Here is an 18,248-nt window from a genome sequence, read left to right as displayed (position 1 = left end):
AAAACGAGCGGTGAACATGACTGATCTTTTCTGGCTGAGTGACGCGCAGAACGAGAACGTGTCCTGACCCTGGGAATGTTGGCGCAATGGCTGCGCGCCGGTTTGCGGTTCAGCCGGAACTGTCGTCCATGGGGTCGGGCAGGCTTGGGTCGTCGACCGGATCGTCGACTGGGAGATCGTGATGCGCCTCGGGATCGGGGTGGTGCTCGGCCTCGAGCCCCGCCGGATCGGGCAGCAGCCCCGGATCGTCGGGCACGCCGTTCTGGCCGGGGTCGGGCAGATCGGCCGGGCTGACGCCGAGGCTGTCGAGATAGGCAGACGTGCCATGATCGACGTCGGCCTGTGGCGGAGGGGCGCCGCCACCGACCGCTTGCAGGTAAGGCGCCATTGTGTCCGGCTCTGGCTCCGATGTCGCCCCTATGCCGTGGTCCGCAAGCCCCGGCGACGGATGCGGCGCTGCACCTGCGTCGTCCGGCTCCGCTGCAAGGTGATCAGGCTCGGCAGGCGCGACCGCATCCTGCGCCACGCCCAGTGCGGCGGCATCGAGCCCGTTATGATCCGGCAGGCCAGCCGCGTCGTCGGCAATTGGGCTGATGGTCACGCTCTCGACCGTGGAGTCGTCAGGTTCGTCCGGCTGTGAGGGCGCGACCGGCACGAGGGTGATGCCTTGAAGCGTCGTGTGGTCGATATGGTGTCCGCTATTGCCGTGGACGCTCTGCACGTCGATCTTCACCACGACCTCGGCATCGCCGACCATCTGGCCATGGCGCATGATAGTGAAGGGATCGGTATGCAGCCCGGGCACCGCCTCGCTCCCGCCGTGTTTGATAACCGCCGTGTCCGGGTTGTAGTGGTAATCGAAATGCCCGGTCTGAGGATTGATCGTCAGAGTGCCATACTGCCCCTGCAACGTCACGACGCTGCCGCCACCGGGCGTCGCGATCCGCCAGCCACCGGCTGTACCGGAGAAACTGCCCGTCAGGTGCTGCGTACCGACGCCCTGCACCTGTGTCGGCTGTGGCAGCGGCGAGACGTTGAGATCTGCGCTCGCCGTGCTGGTCGCCCCGCTGCTGTCACGCACCACGATCTGCACGGGGATGTTGTCATGCATGCCTCCTGCAACCGGGTGGAACTCCCACGCGCCGCCCTGCCCTTGGCTGAACGAGCCAAACTGCGGATCGACGCTCACCGACCTGATGCTGAGCGTATCCCCGGTGTCGACATCGGTGGCCTGCACACTCTGTAGCAGCTCGGTCTCGGTAAAGCTTCGCGGCTGATCCTGATTGGTGCTGCCTAGGTCTCCGTGGCTGACGACCGGTGCATCATTGGTGCCGGAGATGGTCACCGTGAGCACATGGCTGGTCCCATCGACACTCGTCACCGTCAGCGTGTCGGTCAGCGGCGCGCTGTTCGGCCCCAGCGCCTGAACCGCTGCCTGGCTGTTGTCGGCAGTGTAGGTCCAGGCTCCGTGAGCATCCAGCGTGAAGCTGCCATAGCGCCCCGCACCCGCCGTCACCGGCGTGAACGCCGCCTCGCCCGCATCCGGATCCGTGATCCCAAGCGTCCCGCCGGTCGTCAGGTTGCCCCCGGTGACATGCACATCCTCCGTCACCGTTCCGGCGCCACCGGTGATCACCGCCGGGTCGCCCACAGGGCTCAGCACCATCGACGCGCTCGCCGGAACGCTCGGCCCCGTGCCGTCCGTCACCGCGTAGCTGATCGCCACCGGGCCGTTGTAGTTCGGCTCGGGATGATAGGTGAAGCTGCTGCCGGCGTTCTGCGAGAACGTGCCGTGATCCGCCACCGGGAGGCCCGACACCGACAGCACATCGCCCGCGTCCACATCCGTTGTCCGGCCAAGAAGCTGTGCCGCCGTGATCACCTGCGTCTGGTCCTCAGGTCCGCCCGGCAGCGTCACGGCGCCAGCCACCACCGGCTGGTCGTCCGTACCCGTCACCGTGATCGTAAGCGTCGAGGCCGTCGTCGCCCCCGCGCTGTCGGTCACGCTCACCGCAATCTGCACCGGAAGACCCAGGCCCTCCGCAAGCGACTGATACGCTGCGTTCGAAGGATCGAAGCTCCAGCTGCCATCCGGATCCAGCGTGAAGCCCGCCGGCGTCGCGCCGGTCACCGCGTAGCTCAGACTGTCGCCCGTATCCACGTCCGTGCCCGGCAAGCTGCCGGTCACCTGCGCGCCGTCCTCCGTCGCAGAGGCCGTCGTCGCCGTCAGCCCCGGCGCATCATTGGTGCCGGAGATGGTCACCGTGAGCACATGGCTGGTCCCATCGACACTCGTCACCGTCAGCGTGTCGGTCAGCGGCGCGCTGTTCGGCCCCAGCGCCTGAACCGCTGCCTGGCTGTTGTCGAGCTGGTAGCTCCAGGTTCCGTCCGCATCGACGGTGAAGGTGCCGTGCGCGCCTGCCGCGGAGGGCATCGGCACAAACGCCGCTTCCCCCGCATCCGGGTCGGTCACATCGAGTTTGCCGGAGGTCGTGAGATGGGTGTCTTCGGTGACCGTCCCCACCGCCGTCCCGGTGATCTGCGCACCATCGTCGGTGCCGTTGATCGTCACGGTGATCTGCTGCGTCGTCCCGTCGATCGTCGAGACCGTCACCGTATCGGTGAGCTGCCGGCCGCCCGAGGTCAGCGCCTGAACCGCCGGCTGGTCGTTGTCGAGCGTGTAGGTCCAGGTCCCGTCCGGCTGCACCGCGAACGTGCCATGCGCGCCGGCCGCAGATGGCATCGGCACGAACTGCGCCTGGCCCTCGTCCGGGTCGGTCACGTCGAGCTTGCCGCCTGTCGTCTGGGCCGTGTCCTCGGTCACCGACCCGGTATCATCGCCGGAGACCTGCGCAATGTAGTTTGGCGTCAGCGGCGGCGTCTTGTCGTTGCCCAGCGTCGGAGGCGGTACGTCCGGGCCCTTCTGCGGCGGCACGACCATCGGGTCCGGCGTCAGCGGAGGCGTCTTGTCGTTGCCCAGCGTCGGCGGCGGCACGTCCGGGCCCTTGAGCGGCGGCACCACCTGCGGATCCGGCGTCAGCGGAGGCGTCTTGTCGTTGCCCAGCGTCGGCGGCGGCACGTCAGGGCCCTTGAGCGGCGGTGCCACCAGCGGATCCGGCGTCAACGGCGGGGACTTGTCATTGCCCAGCGTCGGCGGCGGCACGTCCGGGCCCTTGAGCGGCGGTGTCACCAGCGGATCCGGCGTCAGCGGCGGCGTCTTGTCATTGCCCAGCGTCGGCGGCGGCACGTCCGGGCCCTTCTGCGGCGGCACCACGAGCGGATCCGGCGTCAGCGGAGGCGTCTTGTCGTTGCCCAGCGTCGGGGGCGGTACGTCCGGGCCCTTGAGCGGCGGTGTCACCAGCGGATCCGGCGTCAGCGGAGGCGTCTTGTCGTTGCCGAGCGTCGGGGGCGGTACGTCCGGGCCCTTGAGCGGCGGTGTCACCAGCGGATCCGGCGTCAACGGCGGGGTCTTGTCGTTGCCCAGCGTCGGAGGCGGTACGTCCGGGCCCTTGAGCGGCGGTGTCACCAGCGGATCCGGCGTCAACGGAGGTGTCTTGTCATTGGCCAGCGTCGGCGGCGGCACGTCCGGGCCCTTCTGCGGCGGCACCACGAGCGGATCCGGCGTCAGCGGAGGCGTCTTGTCGTTGCCGAGCGTCGGCGGCGGCACGTCCGGGCCCTTGAGCGGCGGTGTCACCAGCGGATCCGGCGTCAGCGGCGGCGTCTTGTCATTGCCGAGCGTCGGCGGCGGCACGTCCGGGCCCTTGAGCGGCGGCACGACCATCGGGTCCGGCGTCAGCGGAGGCGTCTTGTCGTTGCCCAGCGTCGGCGGCGGCACGTCCGGGCCCTTCTGCGGCGGCACCACGAGCGGATCCGGCGTCAGCGGCGGCGTCTTGTCATTGCCCAGCGTCGGCGGCGGCACGTCCGGGCCCTTGAGCGGCGGTGCCACCAGCGGATCTGGCGTCAGCGGAGGTGTCTTGTCGTTGCCCAGCGTCGGAGGCGGTACGTCCGGGCCCTTGAGCGGCGGTGTCACCAGCGGATCCGGCGTCAACGGCGGGGTCTTGTCATTGCCCAGCGTCGGCGGCGGCACGTCCGGGCCCTTGAGCGGCGGTGTCACCAGCGGATCGGGCGTCAGCGGCGGCGTCTTGTCATTGCCCAGCGTCGGCGGCGGCACGTCCGGGCCCTTCTGCGGCGGCACCACGAGCGGATCCGGCGTCAGCGGAGGCGTCTTGTCGTTGCCGAGCGTCGGCGGCGGCACGTCCGGGCCCTTGAGCGGCGGTGTCACCAGCGGATCCGGCGTCAGCGGCGGCGTCTTGTCATTGCCGAGCGTCGGCGGCGGCACGTCCGGGCCCTTGAGCGGCGGCACGACCATCGGGTCCGGCGTCAGCGGAGGCGTCTTGTCGTTGCCCAGCGTCGGCGGCGGCACGTCCGGGCCCTTCTGCGGCGGTGCCACCAGCGGATCCGGCGTCAGCGGCGGCGTCTTGTCATTGCCCAGCGTCGGCGGCGGCACGTCCGGGCCCTTGAGCGGCGGTGCCACCAGCGGATCTGGCGTCAGCGGAGGTGTCTTGTCGTTGCCCAGCGTCGGAGGCGGTACGTCCGGGCCCTTGAGCGGCGGCACGACCATCGGGTCCGGCGTCAGCGGAGGCGTCTTGTCGTTGCCCAGCGTCGGAGGCGGTACGTCCGGGCCCTTCTGCGGCGGTGCCACCAGCGGATCCGGCGTCCGCGGAGGCGTCTTGTCATTGCCCAGCGTCGGCGGCGGCACGTCCGGGCCCTTGAGCGGCGGTGCCACCAGCGGATCTGGCGTCAGCGGAGGTGTCTTGTCGTTGCCCAGCGTCGGAGGCGGTACGTCCGGGCCCTTGAGCGGCGGCACGACCATCGGGTCCGGCGTCAGCGGAGGCGTCTTGTCGTTGCCCAGCGTCGGAGGCGGTACGTCCGGGCCCTTCTGCGGCGGTGCCACCAGCGGATCCGGCGTCCGCGGAGGCGTCTTGTCATTGCCCAGCGTCGGCGGCGGCACGTCCGGGCCCTTGAGCGGCGGTGCCACCAGCGGATCTGGCGTCAGCGGAGGTGTCTTGTCATTGCCGAGCGTCGGGGGCGATACGTCCGGGCCCTTGAGCGGCGGTGCGACCAGCGGATCCGGCGTCAGCGGAGGTGTCTTGTCATTGCCGAGCGTCGGCGGCGGCACGTCCGGGCCCCTCTGCGGCGGCATCGCTCCGGGGGCCGGTTTTTCGCTCGGCGTTTCGACCTGATCGGGCGTCTCCGGCCCCGTCCCTAGATGGGCACCGGGGCCGGGCGTGGCGACAAGGGGCGGAAGATACGGCAGGACCGCGGGCAGGTGCGGCAGGACGTGCTCGGGAACGACAAGATGGTTTTGCGTCACCTCGACGCCGATATCGGTCAGCGGACGGTGCAGATCTGGCGACAACGGGGTCGGCAAAGGCGCAGGCGTGAGCGACGATCCTGCCCCGGGTCCGTGTGTTGCCACGCCACCGAGGGCCGCATGAGGCAGAACAAAACAGCGGACCGGATCCTGTGCCTCGCCCGTATCGCCCATAGCGGCGCCGTCGCCAGCCTCTTCGGGCACCGGAACCAGGCCCTCCGGTGTCTGGTAAAACCAGCCGAAAATCTCTTCCCGGACCTGCTGCTCCGAGCCCGCGCCCTTTGTTACGCCAATCGGTGTGTCGGGATCGGATCCAGCCATGATGTCCTCCTCAGCGTTCGCTCAGAGCTAGGTCGAGATTGGTGTAGACCGGCTTCCAGACATACTGGAACACGGTCTTGGCACCGGTGACGATATCGGCCTCGCCAGTCATCCCAGGCATCAGGTCGAGCCCGTCATCGGCATTGCGAAAGAAGGTCTGCTCGATACCCACGAGCACCTCGTAGAAACTCTCGCCGCGCTGATCGACGGTCGAGGTGGGCGAAATCTCGACCACTCTGCCCTCGAGCGCGCCGTAGCGGCTAAAGTCGTAGCTGTCGATCTTCAGCCGCACCGGCTGATCCTGCCGCACGAAGCCGATGTCACGCGGGGCCAGCCGCCCGGCAAAGCGCAGTTCGCCGCTGCCCGGCACGATGGTGGCCACGACCCCGCCCGGATCAATCACGTCGCCGGTGGATTCGTCGGGCAGGCTTTGGACAAAGCCCGCGACCGGGGCGCGGATGTCGACCTCGACGACCTCCTGCTCGAGCGCGGCCTCGCGTGCTTTCAGGCCGCGCAATTGCGCCTGCGCCTCGGCGATCCGGGAGCGCGCCTCGGCCACGGCATCGAGGTCAATGCGGCGCAGCGTGGCCTCGAGCTCCTCGATATTCTGCGTCGCCCGCTCGCGCTCGCCGCGCAGTTCCTGCTGTCGGAGCCTGAGGCCATCCAACCGCTGCATCTGTTCGTCGGCCTGTTGCTGCGTTGCGAGGTTGCGCGAGCGAAGATCTTCGGTGACCGATTGCGAGCGCTCAAGCATCGCGAGCTCTTCAGCAATCAGCGGAAGCTGATCTCCCACGGCGGCGATATCGGAGGTGCGCTGCGCGATCCGGGCCTTCACTTCAAGGCGCTGGACCTCGAGCAGCGCCAGCGCCGCTTCGAGCGAGGCCTCTTCGCGCGCCACGAGGGTCGGGAACTCATCTTCCCAGCGAGAGAAATCCGCCGGCCGTTGCGAGACTTGGGCGTCGAGCATTTCGGTCTCGATCTCGAGACCGGCGATCTGGGCCCGCAGCTCATCGCGGCGCGACACAACCTCGGAGCGCGACAGCGAGACCAGAAGCTCCCCCTCTTCGACGTATTCGCCAAGCTCGACCGCAACGAGCGCGACACGACCGCCCTGCCGGCTCTCCACCGGACGGATCTGGTCGACCGGCTCGATCACGCCGTGGGCCTTGGCCACCTCGTAGACATTGGCAAAGATGCTCCAGACAACGATCACCGCGATGGCGATGACGATGACCAGCGCCGCGAGGCGGGCGAGTTTCACCGAGGGGCCATCGTGCAGCACGAAATCGAGTTTCTTGCGTTTCATGTCGCGTCTCCCGTCGTGACAGTCGCCATTGCTTGTCCCTCGGTCTGTTCCGGGGCCTGAACCGGCCCGAAATACACCAGCCCACCCTTGTCGAGGACGATCGCCAGATCGGCCTCCGAAACGAGCTCGGTGTCGTGGGTGGCAAAAAACACCGTGGCCTTGCCGCGCGTGGCGCGCAGGAAGCGCACGATCTCGTCCCGCGCCTCGCTGCCGCCGATCGCCAGCGGATTGTCGAGTAAATAGAGCGGCGCCGGCCGGGCGCTGAAGGTGCGCCACTCCTCGAGCTCGCGCTCGGCCTCGCTAATATCGTCGGGGCCCTCCGCCAGATCCGTGCGGTAGAGCCCGGTCGCGGCAATGGTCAGCGACAGGTCGTCGGGATCGTATTGCGACATCAGCCGACCACCCAGGAACAGGTTGCCGGACTGGGGTCTGAGCCGTCCCGCGAGCACCTGCATCAGCGTCGACTTGCCCGCACCGTTCGGCCCGATGACCGCCACGACCTGCCCCGGCTCAACCTTGAACGAGATCCCTGACAGCGCGGCAAAAGGCGCCTTGTCGTAGCGCAGGAACAGCCCGGCGGCCTCGACGCCCGGAGCCTCGCGCGGTGTCGTCAGGGCGGCAACGTTCTCATTCGCGACCGTGGGCTGCAAGAGGAGCAGCTCCAGCCGTTTCCACGACGCCTGCAGCGCGCGCATCCGCGGCAGGCCGATGTAGAACGCCTGCGCCGGACCGGTGAGGCGCCACGTCAAAAGCATCGTCCCGATCAGGACGCCGGGCGCGATCCGCCCCTCGAGCGCAAGGACGAGCCCGACCACCAGCGTCGAAAGCGCGGCCGCGGTGCCGACGGCGGAGCCGATCGCCTGCATGCCGCCGCTACGCCGGCGGACCCGCAGCGCATCCTGCGTCGCGAGCCGCGAAAGCTGGTCGAAACGCGCAATCCAGACATCTTGCAGGCCGCGGCGGCGGATGCTGGTCGCCTGATCCTTCAGTGTGGCCAATGCCTTGCGCCGGTCGGAGCCGGCGCGGGTGACCTCGACATCCGCCGGGTGCGACGAGCCGCTTGCCAGATGCGCGGTCACCACAAAGAGCCCCAGCACGATCATCGGCACCAGTGCCAGCGCACCGCCGACGAAGACGAGCGCGATCAACGTCAGCACAACAAAGGGGCCGTCATAGATCGCCATGGCATTTGCCGGGGCAAACAGATCGGCGGAGGCCGAGGCCTGCCGGGCCTGCGCGCGCAGCGCCTCGGGCAGTTGCGGTGGGGTCGTGCCCGGCGGCTTGCGCAGCAGGCGGTTCATCAGCATCCGGTCGATGGATACGGAGATGCGGGCATGCTCGTCGGCCATGTAGCGCGAGCGGATGTGGCGCAGGATCATCATGGTCAGCAGCACGATGGCGGCGCCGGACATCAACGTGGGCAGGCTCGAGACCGCGCCGGCGCCGAGCACCTGGCCGTAGACCGCCATCGAGAAGAACGGCACCGTCAGCGCGGCGGCGTTGATCATCAGCGAGAGAAAGAACAGCACCCTCATGTTGCGCCTCGCCCGGCTGCGAAGCGCCGTGTACATCGCGTGACCGCTTTCCTCTTCGGCTAGCGCCCGCAGATGCAGCACCGGATGCGCCGCCGCGACCCGTGCCCCGATCGCGACGTCTTCCTCGCCGTCATCGGAGAGCACCCGCCCCACCCCGTCCCGGCGGACCACAGCGTAGCGCCTGCCGTCGACATCAGCAATCAGCGCGCCGTCGATGCCGGCAGACCAGTCCGCCGGTGCCGAATGGCGCAGATCGGCGTAGAGCCCGGCCAGTCGAGCAGCCTCGGCCAGATCCTGAAGCGGGAGCCGGTCGCCCTCGGGGATGACCTCGGCGATCACGGCCTCGGTTCTGCGTCCACCGAGACCGGTCATCGCGCGCGCAAGCAGCCGCGCGTCCGGTGCAGTGGCGGTCACGGTGTCTCGTGTCTCGGTGGCCTCGGTGGCTGGCAGAGACTGGTCATGTGGGCTCATGCGACCACCTCCTCCGCTGCGATCTGCTCAGGCGTGGAGAAGGTCAGCGTCTGCCCGGCAATCGCGATCAACTCAGCCCGTTCGGTGGCCATTATGATCGTCTTGTGGCCCGCCTGCGCTGAAAGCGTCTCTGCGAGGGCCTGCACCCCGGCGATGTCGAGCCCAATGGCCGGGCGTTGAAGCAGCACCAGCCCGGGCCCGCCCACAAGCACCTGAATGATGGCGGCCCGGCTCGCCATGCCCGGGGTCACTGTGGTCTGGCTCGGGCCGCACAGCGTCTGGTACCCGTGCGGGAGACGCGCGACCCCGGCGTCGAGGCCGATCATCCGCGAAAGCGCCATCGCTTCCTCGGTGAGCGACGGGTCGAAGCGGGTGATGTTGTCGAGCAAGCTTCCGTCGATAAGATCCGGCTGAGCAGCAAGGAAGCGCACGCTACGCTCGACGTCGGCAAACCGCACCGCCCGCCCGCCGAGGCGCAGCGAGACCGACGCGCGCTCCTTCCAGAGGCTGTCGACCATATGCTTCAGCGCACGACCGCTCGCCACCGCACCGCCCGCCTGCACCGCCACGATCTCACCCGGCGCGATCGACGCCAAATGCCCGTCGAGTTCAAGCTCGACCCCAAGCGGCATGCCGAGCGCTGGCGCCTCCCGGCGCTCCTCGACCGTCTCGGTCTCGATCAGCCGCTCAAGCTCATCATAGGCCACCTTCGCGCGCTGCCGCCGCACCAGTGCCGAGGCAAGCCCCACAAGCTGCAGCGTCCCGCGAGATCCGAGCAGTGTGCAGGCCGCAAGCCCGCCCGAAGTGAGATCCCCGGACAGCACTTGCCCCGCGCCAAAACCGAGCAGGAGGAGCATGACGAACAGGCTCGCACTCTGCGTCACGTCTGTCAGCAACCCGTCCATACGGTCGAGCCGGGCTTGCGCGGCGGCCATCGTGCCGCGCTCGCGGTACAGCATGGCGTAGAGTTGTGCGCTCACACCCTTGATCAGTGCCCCGCCACCCGTGCGCGCCAGCGCCGCGAACACCGCGCTGACGCGGCCTTCGCGGTGCAGCTCTGTCTTCAGCGCCTCGGGATGCGCACCGGCGGACGTCATGATGATGACGATCGCCAATGCAGCGACCCCCAGCGGCGCAAGGACCAGCGGTCCGCCAAGAAACCAGACCAGCCAGACGAAGACCAAACCGAACGGCGCATCGAAGATCGGCAGCATCGACTGCCCGACAAGCGCGTCCTGCGCGCGGGCTGGCGAAGTGAACAGAATTTCGCGGTGTTCTGGCTTCAGGCTGCGCGTTGCAGGGTCCGAGAAAGCCCCGTGGACGACCCTCATCCAGAGGCGATACTCCGCCTCGGCGCCGGAACGCGCGAGACTGGCCGAGCGAACATACCGCAGGAAAGCCGCGACGACGACGCTGACGGCGGCGACCGAGAAGATCACGTAGGCCGTGCCGATGGACTGGTTCGGCAGGATCCGGTCGTAGACATGAAGCAAGGCCAGCGGAACGGCCAGCGCCAGCAGGTTGATCGCAATGCTGAGGACGAAGGTCCAGAGGCGCGTCATGAAATTGGCCTTCTCTTCGACACTCCTGAGACGCCGGAGTTCGACCGGCACTGGGCTCTTACGATATTAGAGGACAGTGCCGGTTTCATGGCAAATACAATCAATAGATGTATGCGAAATACATCTACACGAGGCCCCAGATGTCTTCCGCACAGAACCGCGCCCGTCAGAATTGAGGGGGGGGCGCGACCCGTTCAGCAATCCCGTGCCGGCAGCATGGTGACCGACGAATAGCGACCGTCAGAGGTGGTGATCTCGGCGCAGGCCCCGGTTTTGCGGTTGAAATTCCAAGTCGTCAGCCCCTCAGAGCGCACCGGTTCGTAGCGGAGGTTCCGAATGCCCATCTCGGCTTGGCCGGCGCGCGCACCCTCAAAAGAGCCCAGGTCGGAAGCGCTTGCGACCGAGGGCGTGCCTGGCGCGCTGCTGTCTTCGGTCGTCTCGACACAGCCAGGGCGTTGTCGCACCTCGCTGACGACAGAGGATTCACTTGGCGAATCCATGCAGTTACACACGCTGCATGAGAAAGCCAGCTCCTGCCCGCTATCGCACGACGAACTGGTCCAGCTACAATGTCTCGCTGCGCAAGCGGGGGGCTCTGCTGATCTGGGTGGACACGGACATGACCTGGCGCGCGCCGTGTGGTGGGCGGTCAGGACGTCCAGCCGTGTTTTCCGATGCGGCGATACAATTCTGCCTGTCGATCAAGGTGCTGTTCAAGCTGCCGTTGCGCCAGACCGCAGGGATGGTGGCCAGCCTGCTGAAGCTGGCGGGGCTGGACTGGCCCGTGCCGGACTTCTCCACGCTGTGCCGCAGACAGAAGACCCTGGCCGTGCAGGTTCCCTATCGCCGCACTGATGGCCCGCTGAACCTGCTTGTCGATAGCACCGGGATCAAGTTCCTGGGCGATGGCGAATGGCAGGCACGCAAGCATGGCGTCCAGGGCCGACGCCAATGGCGCAAGGTGCATCTGGCCATGGACCCGGCCACATCCGACATTCGCGCCGTGGAATTCGCCCCCAGCCGTGACGGCGACAGCCCGATCCTCCCAGACCTGCTCGGCCAAATCCCGGAGGCAGAGCAGATCGGCACCGTGACCGCCGATGGCGCATACGACACGCGACGCTGCCACAAGGCCACCACTGACCGGCAAGCCACACCGATCATCCCGATCCGGAAAAACGGCCGCCTGTGGAAAGAGGATTGCCCGGCCGCACGCGTCAGAAACGAAACCCTGCGCGCCACCCGACATTTCGGCCGGGCATTCTGGAAACGCTGGACCGGATACCACGCCCGCAGCCGGATCGAGGCGAAGATGCGCTGCCTGAAAGCCTTCGGCGAGCGCATTGCCGCACGAGACCCAGACCGCCAGGCCGCCGAAATCCACATCCGCATCGCCCTCATGAACCACTTCTCCGCCCTCGGTACCGCCGAGATCATCCGCGTGGCATGAGGTCAGTAGGGTAAGGTGCAGTCATGTCTCAGGTGCGGGTTCTGCAACAATGCCCGTCGCACACGCCCTTGGCCGGGAACCAGATGGTGCCGTCGAGGTCGATGATGCGGATGCTGTTGCCGTCAAAGTCGAAGAGGGGAATCACGCATGGACCGAACAAGTGTCGAAGACGTGTGTGGTAAGCGTGTGTAGAAGGGAACGATCAGAGCGTCAATAAAATTTACAAAAACAATGCGATAATCGGGAATCCAACTTATGGCGGAGGCTCAGCCCGCCATAGTTAGGTTGCGACTTTTTGCACTCTGTCGCAATTCGTCTTTTCTGTCCGATGATTACCGGACAATTTTGCGAGTCCGAACCCGCCATCCGTTGCAATTTGTCGCAAAAAATCGCAAACTTTTAGGCGGGTATTATGGAGTCGCCTTTTGCCACGTGTCGCCAAGGAACTGTCTGCGCTTGACGTTAAGAGATTGGCGCACCCCGGCAAGGGAAGCAACGTGCTCTTTGCGGTGGGTGGCGTGTCGGGCTTGAACCTGCAAATCACACCGAACGGCAGCCGCACATGGCTGCTTCGCGTGACCATCGGCGGCAAGCGCCGCGAAATCGGATTGGGCGGCTTCCCCGAAGTGACCTTGGCGCAGGCGCGCGACCGCGCACGTGAGGCCAAAGACCAGATACGGCGCGGCATTGACCCGATAGAGGAACGCAAGGCCGCGAGGGCTGCGCTTATGGCGGCTCAGCGCCGGGGCATAACCTTCGCGGATGCGACCGACAAATACCTTGCCGCAAAGCTCGACGCCTTCAAGAACGCCAAACACAGGCAGCAATGGCAGAACACCTTGCAAACCTACGCCATGCCCGAGCTTGGCGCGATGCTTGTGCATGAAATCACAGTGCGGGACGTGCTGCGTGTGCTGGAACCCATCTGGCGGAGCAAGACCGAGACCGCATCCCGACTTCGGGGGCGTATCGAGGCTGTCTTGTCATGGGCCACTGTGGCAGGGCATCGCACGGGCGACAATCCGGCACGCTGGGCCGGAAACCTGAAAGAGCTTCTGCCCGCTGCCGCGAAGGTCGCGAAACAGCGCAATCACCCCGCGGTGCAGATTGATGATGCGCCGCGCTGGTTCGCCGATCTCCGCAAGCGTGACGGCATTGGGGCCCGCGCGCTGGAGCTTGCCGCCCTGACCGCTACGCGCTCGCAAGAAGTGCGCGGCGCCGTCTGGGATGAAATTGACTTAGAGGCCGGGCTTTGGATAATCCCAGCAGTACGCATGAAGATGGAACGGGAGCACCGCGTGCCACTGACGCCCGAGGCTGTATCGCTCTTGGAGGCCCTCCCACGTTTAAAGGATAACCCGCTGGTGTTCCCGGCACCGCGTGGGGGGCAAATGTCCGACATGACGCTGAGTGCCGCCATGAAGCGCCTGCACGCGGCAGATATTGCCTCAGGCGGGCCGGGCTTCACCGACCGCGTGAGCAAGCGCCCTGCCGTGCCTCACGGACTGCGCAGCACATTTCGCGATTGGGTGGCCGAGCGCACGCACTTCCCCGGCGACATGGCTGAGGTGGCGCTGGCGCACAAAGTGGGCAACGCAGTCGAAGCGTCCTATCGGCGCGGCGATATGGTTGAGAAACGCCGGGCAATGATGACGGCATGGGCGGAGCATCTTGAGGGACGTTTGAAGAGCAAGCCACTCGACCACAAGGGCAGCCGCGAAAGCTAGTGTTCGCCGCCTGACAGAAGATTTCTTGTCTGCCTCTCGTGTGTCCTCGGTTGCTCAACGACGGTTCGAAGGGCTGCAATGCTGACCGTCCTGCCGTTCGCTGCGAATGCTGCATACACCCCGCAAAAAGATACGTTCTTCTCATTGCATCCGTGACCGGATGTCCTCGAGAGACCGGCCACGGTGGGCTCGAAGCAGCTCCACGGTCTGGTCGACGTCTCGCGCCAGGGCGAGATCCTTGAGCATCTCGTGCTCCGCATCGGCTTGGTCGACATATTCCGGGGTCAGCAGGCTCGCGGGACGGACTATGCGGCGATACCCTCGATGTGAAGGTTGAGCAGGTGCACCGCCGATCTTTTCCACACGGACAGAGAACCGTCTGGCTCTATCGCGAGAGCCTGGCCCAGGCGGGCATGTTCGAGGTGCTGCTCCGGTAGTTCGACGGCTATCTTGCGCGGCGGGGCTACATCGCGCGAGGCTGACAGATCAGCGGTTTCGGCTGTCCTTGAAGACCAGGAATAGCTGCGCGCCGAGGATCACCATGCCGATGCGGCAGATGTGGCTGACCACCACGAAGGACACCTCGAGATTCAGGGCCAGCGCCACAAGGCTCATCTCGGCCAAGCCACCCGGCGCAAAGGCTAGCAGCACGCCCTCGATCGGCACGTCGAGCACGAATTGCAGCGCGAAGGCAAAGACCACCGCCACGCTAAGCAAGATCGCAGTCGCCCCGGCAGAGGTTAGCAGGATGTGCAGGATGCGCTGCGTCGATATCCCGGCAAAGCGGCAGCCCACCGTCGTGCCCAGGACCACCTGCGCCACCGCGATCACCGCGCTCGGCACCACGAAGCCCGACACGCCGCTCCAGTGCACCGCCATGCTTGCCAGCATCGGCCCGATGAGGAAGGGAGCCGGTAGCCGCGCCAGCTTACCGAATGTCGCCCCTGCAGCAAGCGCACCGAGGAACCACAGCACGTCGCCGATCGCCATGTTCGCCAGGGGACGCCAGGCCGCCGACTGCCCCCCGACATCCGCCCCCGTGATCAGCGTCATCAGGGGCGGCAAGCTGAGGACGACGAGGAAGATACGCGAGGAATGCATCAGCGCGATGGTGCGCTCGTCCCCACCCTTCTCGGCGCCCATAAGGACCATGTCGATGAGCCCGCCCGGCATCGCCGAGAAGAAGGCCGTGGGCCGATCGAGCGCCACCACGCGTCGCAGGTAGATGTTGGACAAGGTCGCGGCCACCAGCAGGTAGCCCGCCAGCCCCAACAGTGCCGGCCACCACTGCGCCGCGCTTTGGAGCGTATGCGGTCCGAACTGCGAGCCGAGCATTGTGCCGATCACCGCCGACATCGGCGGCCTGGCTTTCGACCAGCCCCGCACCGGCAGTTTGAGTACAGAGGCGACGCCGGTCACCGTCATCGCCCCCAGCATCCACGACAGCGGCATCCCGATGAGCGTGAACACCGCCCCGCCGGCGGCCCCCAGCGAGAGGGCCATCGCGAAGGTGGGCCGCAGGCCCGCGCTCATGCCGCCGCGGAGACATCGTTCAGATGACAGGCCGAGCTGTGGCCCGGCGCGATTTCACGCCGCACCGGGGCCTCGACACGGCACCGTTCGTGGACGAATGGGCAGCGCGGGTGGAAGTGGCAGCCCTTCGGCGGATCGAGCGGGCTGGGCAGCTCGCCCTTCATGGCGTTGAAGTGCCGCTTGCCGGGGCGGATGCGCGGCACCTCGGCCAGAAGTTGCTGCGTATAGGGGTGGTTGGGCCGGGCAAAGACCTCGGCAACCGGCGCCTCCTCGACCACCCGGCCGAGATACATGATCGCCACCCGGTCCGAGATATGCTCGACTACTCCGAGATCGTGGCTCACGAAAAGGTATGTGAGATCGAGGTCCTCGCGCAGGTCCATGAACAGGTTGAGGATCTGAGCCTGGATCGACACATCGAGCGCCGCGACGCTCTCGTCGCAGACAAGGAACTCGGGCTGCACGGCCAGCGCCCGCGCGATGTTCACCCGCGCCCGCTGACCGCCCGAAAACTGGTGCGGCAGGCGACGTTTCATGGCCGGATCGAAGCCCGCCTTCACGAGGTAGTCATCGACATAGGCGGCGCGGTCGCCGTTGATCATTCCGTGGATCTGCGGCGCCTCGGAGACCAGCGTCTCGATGGTCATGCGCGGGTTCAGCGCGGCCATCGGGTTCTGGAAGATCATCTGCGCCTCGAGATCGGCCTGCAGGCGGCGCTTGCCGCGCAGCGTCTTGCGGTCCTCTCCCTTCCACAGCACCTGCCCCTCAGACGGCGGCAGGATGCCCGCCGCGATGCGACCGAGCGTGGACTTGCCGCAGCCGGATTCACCGACAAGGCCAAGCACCTCGCCGCGCCGGATCGTCAGGTCGACACCGTCGAGCGCATGGACTACGGGCGGCGGCTTGGCAGCACCGAGCGCAATGCTGATGCGTGCCGCGAGGTCGGGGCGGGACCCGAAGCGGCGCGAGACGTCCCTGAGCTCCAGCAGCGGTGTCTCCGTGGAGCTGTCACGGGACGGCGCGGTTGCGGCGGGGGTGTGAATGTCGGGCATGGTCACGCGAGCGCCTCCTCGTGCGGGTGAAAGCAGCGGTGGTATGCCATCGCGTCACCGAAGCGGCCGGGCCGTTCAGAGCAGACCTCGGTGGCGCGCGGGCATCGGGTGCGGAACGCGCAGCCCTCTGGCATCCGCCCCAGCCCGGGCGTCACACCGGGGATCTGGGCCAGCCGCGTGCCCCGGGTGTTCTCCGACGGCACCGAGCGGATCAGCCCGCGCGTGTAGGGATGGCGCGGCGCGGTAAGCACCTCGGTGATCGTGCCCGCCTCGACGATGCGCCCGCCGTACATGACCGCGATGCGGTCTGCGAGCCCCGAGACGATGGCAAGGTCGTGGGTGATCCAGATCACCGAGGTGCCCTGCTCCTCGGTCAGTTTCTGGAACTCCGAGATGATCTGCGCCTGGATCGTCACGTCGAGCGCGGTGGTCGGCTCGTCGGCGATGATGAGGTCGGGCCGGTGCAACAGCGCGATCGCGATGGCCACCCGCTGACGCATCCCGCCCGAGAACTCGTGCGGGTAGGCATCGAGCCGCTCCTGGGGACTGGGAATGCCCACGAGGCCAAGCGCGTCGCGGGCGCGCGCCCGTGCCTCGGCGGCGGAGAGCTTTTCATGGGCGTGCAGCGTCTCGGTCATCTGGGTGCCGATGCGCAGCACCGGGTTCAGGGTCATCATCGGATCCTGGAACACCATCGCGATGCGGCGCCCGCGCAGCGACCGGCGGGTTTCGGCATCGAGCTGCGCCAAGTCCTCGCCGTCGAAGAGGATCTGCCCCGAGGCCACCCGTCCGGGCGCATCCACCAGACCCATAATCGAGAAGCCGGTGACGCTTTTGCCCGAGCCGCTTTCACCGACGAGGCCCAGCACCTCGCCGCGGCCGAGCTGGAAGGACACCTCGTCGACGGCACGCAGCGCGCGCCCCCGTCCAGGGAAGGTGGTCACAAGGTCGCGGACATCCAGAAGCGGGGTCATCGGGCGTTCCTCGGGTTAAGCACGTCGCGGAGCCTGTCGCCCACGAGGTTGATGGATACGATGGTGATGAGCAGCGCGATGCCGGGGTAGAAGCTGATCCAGTAGAGGCCGGACAGCAGGTACTGGTAGCCGTTGGCAATCAGCATCCCCAGCGAAGGCTGGGTGACCGAGGCGCCGAGGCCGAGGAAGGACAGCGTCGCCTCTAGCCCGATGGCGCGAGCCACCTGCATGGTCGCGATCACGATGATCGGCGCCAGGCAGTTGGGCAGCAGGTGCCGCAGCAGCACCCGGCGCCCCGGTATGCGCAGGCAGCGTGCTGCCTCGATGAACTCCTTTTCCCGCTCGACCAGGGCGGTGCCCCGCGCCGTCCGCGCATAGGTGGCCCATTCGGCCACGATGATCGCGAGCACCACGTTGGTCACGCCGTTCCCGAGGATCGCCAGCACCATGAGCGCCATGAGGATCGTCGGGAAGGACAGCTGGAGGTCCACTAAGCGCATGATGAAGCTCTCGGTGCGCCCGCCGACATAGGCGGCCATCAATCCGGCGGTGGTGCCAATCAGGGCGGCTGCGAAGGCCGAGGCGATGCCCACGATCAGCGAGGTCCGCAGCCCGTACATGATGCCTGACAGGATGTCCCTGCCCTGCCCGTCGGTGCCCAGGTGATAGGGCACGCCGGTGAAGCTCTCGGAGCCGGGCGCCAGCCGGCTGTCCATTATGTCGAGCTGCATCAGGTCGTAGGGATTCTGCGGCGACAGAAGCGGCGCGAAGACCGCAACAAAGACCACGAGGGTCAACCCCGCGACGCCGATAATGGCGGTCGGCTCGGACAGGAAGCGGCGGATGGCGGCGCTGACCTTGGGCGGCGGAGGCGCCTCCGATGCAGCGCCGGTTACGACGCCTTCGGGAGAGCCGGTCGTGCTGGCAAGCTTGCGTTCCATGC

At 67.1% G+C, this 18,248-nt stretch carries 11 protein-coding genes; 2 read left to right on the top strand and 9 right to left on the bottom strand.

Annotated elements, in window-relative coordinates; translation table 11 throughout:
- Nucleotides 1-109: 109 nt before the first annotated feature.
- From R2601_RS11875 to R2601_RS11850, 5 genes are all read right to left on the bottom strand, one after another.
- Complete coding sequence (locus tag R2601_RS11875) at nt 110-5,695, bottom strand: VCBS domain-containing protein (protein WP_086003294.1); 5,586 nt, start codon at nt 5,693-5,695, stop codon at nt 110-112.
- Nucleotides 5,696-5,705: 10 nt separating this feature from the next.
- The gene (locus tag R2601_RS11865) at nt 5,706-7,001 is read right to left on the bottom strand and encodes an HlyD family type I secretion periplasmic adaptor subunit (protein WP_007798540.1); all 1,296 of its coding nucleotides are present in this window, start codon (nt 6,999-7,001) and stop codon (nt 5,706-5,708) included.
- A complete protein-coding gene (locus tag R2601_RS11860) occupies nt 6,998-9,007 on the bottom strand; it encodes an ATP-binding cassette domain-containing protein (protein ID WP_007798537.1) in 2,010 nt (669 codons plus the stop codon). The genes R2601_RS11865 and R2601_RS11860 overlap by 4 nt, the downstream gene beginning before the upstream one ends.
- A complete protein-coding gene (locus tag R2601_RS11855; protein ID WP_007798534.1) occupies nt 9,004-10,569 on the bottom strand; it encodes an ATP-binding cassette domain-containing protein in 1,566 nt (521 codons plus the stop codon). The genes R2601_RS11860 and R2601_RS11855 overlap by 4 nt, the downstream gene beginning before the upstream one ends.
- A gap of 194 nt (nt 10,570-10,763) precedes the next feature.
- On the bottom strand, nt 10,764-11,069 hold the full coding sequence (locus tag R2601_RS11850; RefSeq protein ID WP_007798531.1) for a hypothetical protein: 306 nt from the start codon (nt 11,067-11,069) through the stop codon (nt 10,764-10,766).
- Between the two features lie 17 nt (nt 11,070-11,086).
- On the opposite strand from R2601_RS11850, the gene R2601_RS11845 reads away from it, so the two are divergent.
- Nucleotides 11,087-12,019: an IS5 family transposase gene (locus R2601_RS11845; RefSeq protein ID WP_040544652.1), complete on the top strand. Its 933-nt coding sequence runs from the start codon at nt 11,087-11,089 to the stop codon at nt 12,017-12,019.
- A 425-nt stretch (nt 12,020-12,444) separates the two neighbouring features.
- On the top strand, nt 12,445-13,746 hold the full coding sequence (locus tag R2601_RS11840) for a tyrosine-type recombinase/integrase (RefSeq protein WP_040544650.1): 1,302 nt from the start codon (nt 12,445-12,447) through the stop codon (nt 13,744-13,746).
- Nucleotides 13,747-14,232: 486 nt separating this feature from the next.
- Here R2601_RS11840 and R2601_RS11835 read toward each other — a convergent pair whose 3' ends face one another.
- Genes R2601_RS11835 through R2601_RS11820 form a run of 4 tightly spaced genes read right to left on the bottom strand, consistent with a single transcriptional unit; the run spans nt 14,233 to nt 18,246 of the window.
- Complete coding sequence (locus R2601_RS11835; protein WP_007798514.1) at nt 14,233-15,279, bottom strand: AbrB family protein; 1,047 nt, start codon at nt 15,277-15,279, stop codon at nt 14,233-14,235.
- The gene (locus R2601_RS11830; protein ID WP_050768413.1) at nt 15,276-16,331 is read right to left on the bottom strand and encodes an ABC transporter ATP-binding protein; all 1,056 of its coding nucleotides are present in this window, start codon (nt 16,329-16,331) and stop codon (nt 15,276-15,278) included. The genes R2601_RS11835 and R2601_RS11830 overlap by 4 nt, the downstream gene beginning before the upstream one ends.
- Before the next feature lie 2 nt (nt 16,332-16,333).
- Entirely contained in the window at nt 16,334-17,305 is a 972-nt protein-coding gene (locus R2601_RS11825; RefSeq protein ID WP_007798509.1) for an ABC transporter ATP-binding protein, read from the bottom strand.
- Entirely contained in the window at nt 17,302-18,246 is a 945-nt protein-coding gene (locus R2601_RS11820; protein WP_007798507.1) for an ABC transporter permease, read from the bottom strand. Before R2601_RS11820 ends, R2601_RS11825 begins: the two co-directional genes overlap by 4 nt.
- Nucleotides 18,247-18,248: the final 2 nt, after the last annotated feature.

Origin of the sequence: Salipiger bermudensis HTCC2601, assembly GCF_000153725.1 — a bacterium.
GTDB classification, from domain to species: Bacteria; Pseudomonadota; Alphaproteobacteria; order Rhodobacterales; family Rhodobacteraceae; genus Salipiger; species Salipiger bermudensis.
The sequence above is the reverse complement of the archived record's forward strand: the minus strand, read 5'-3'. Positions and strand labels throughout refer to the sequence as shown.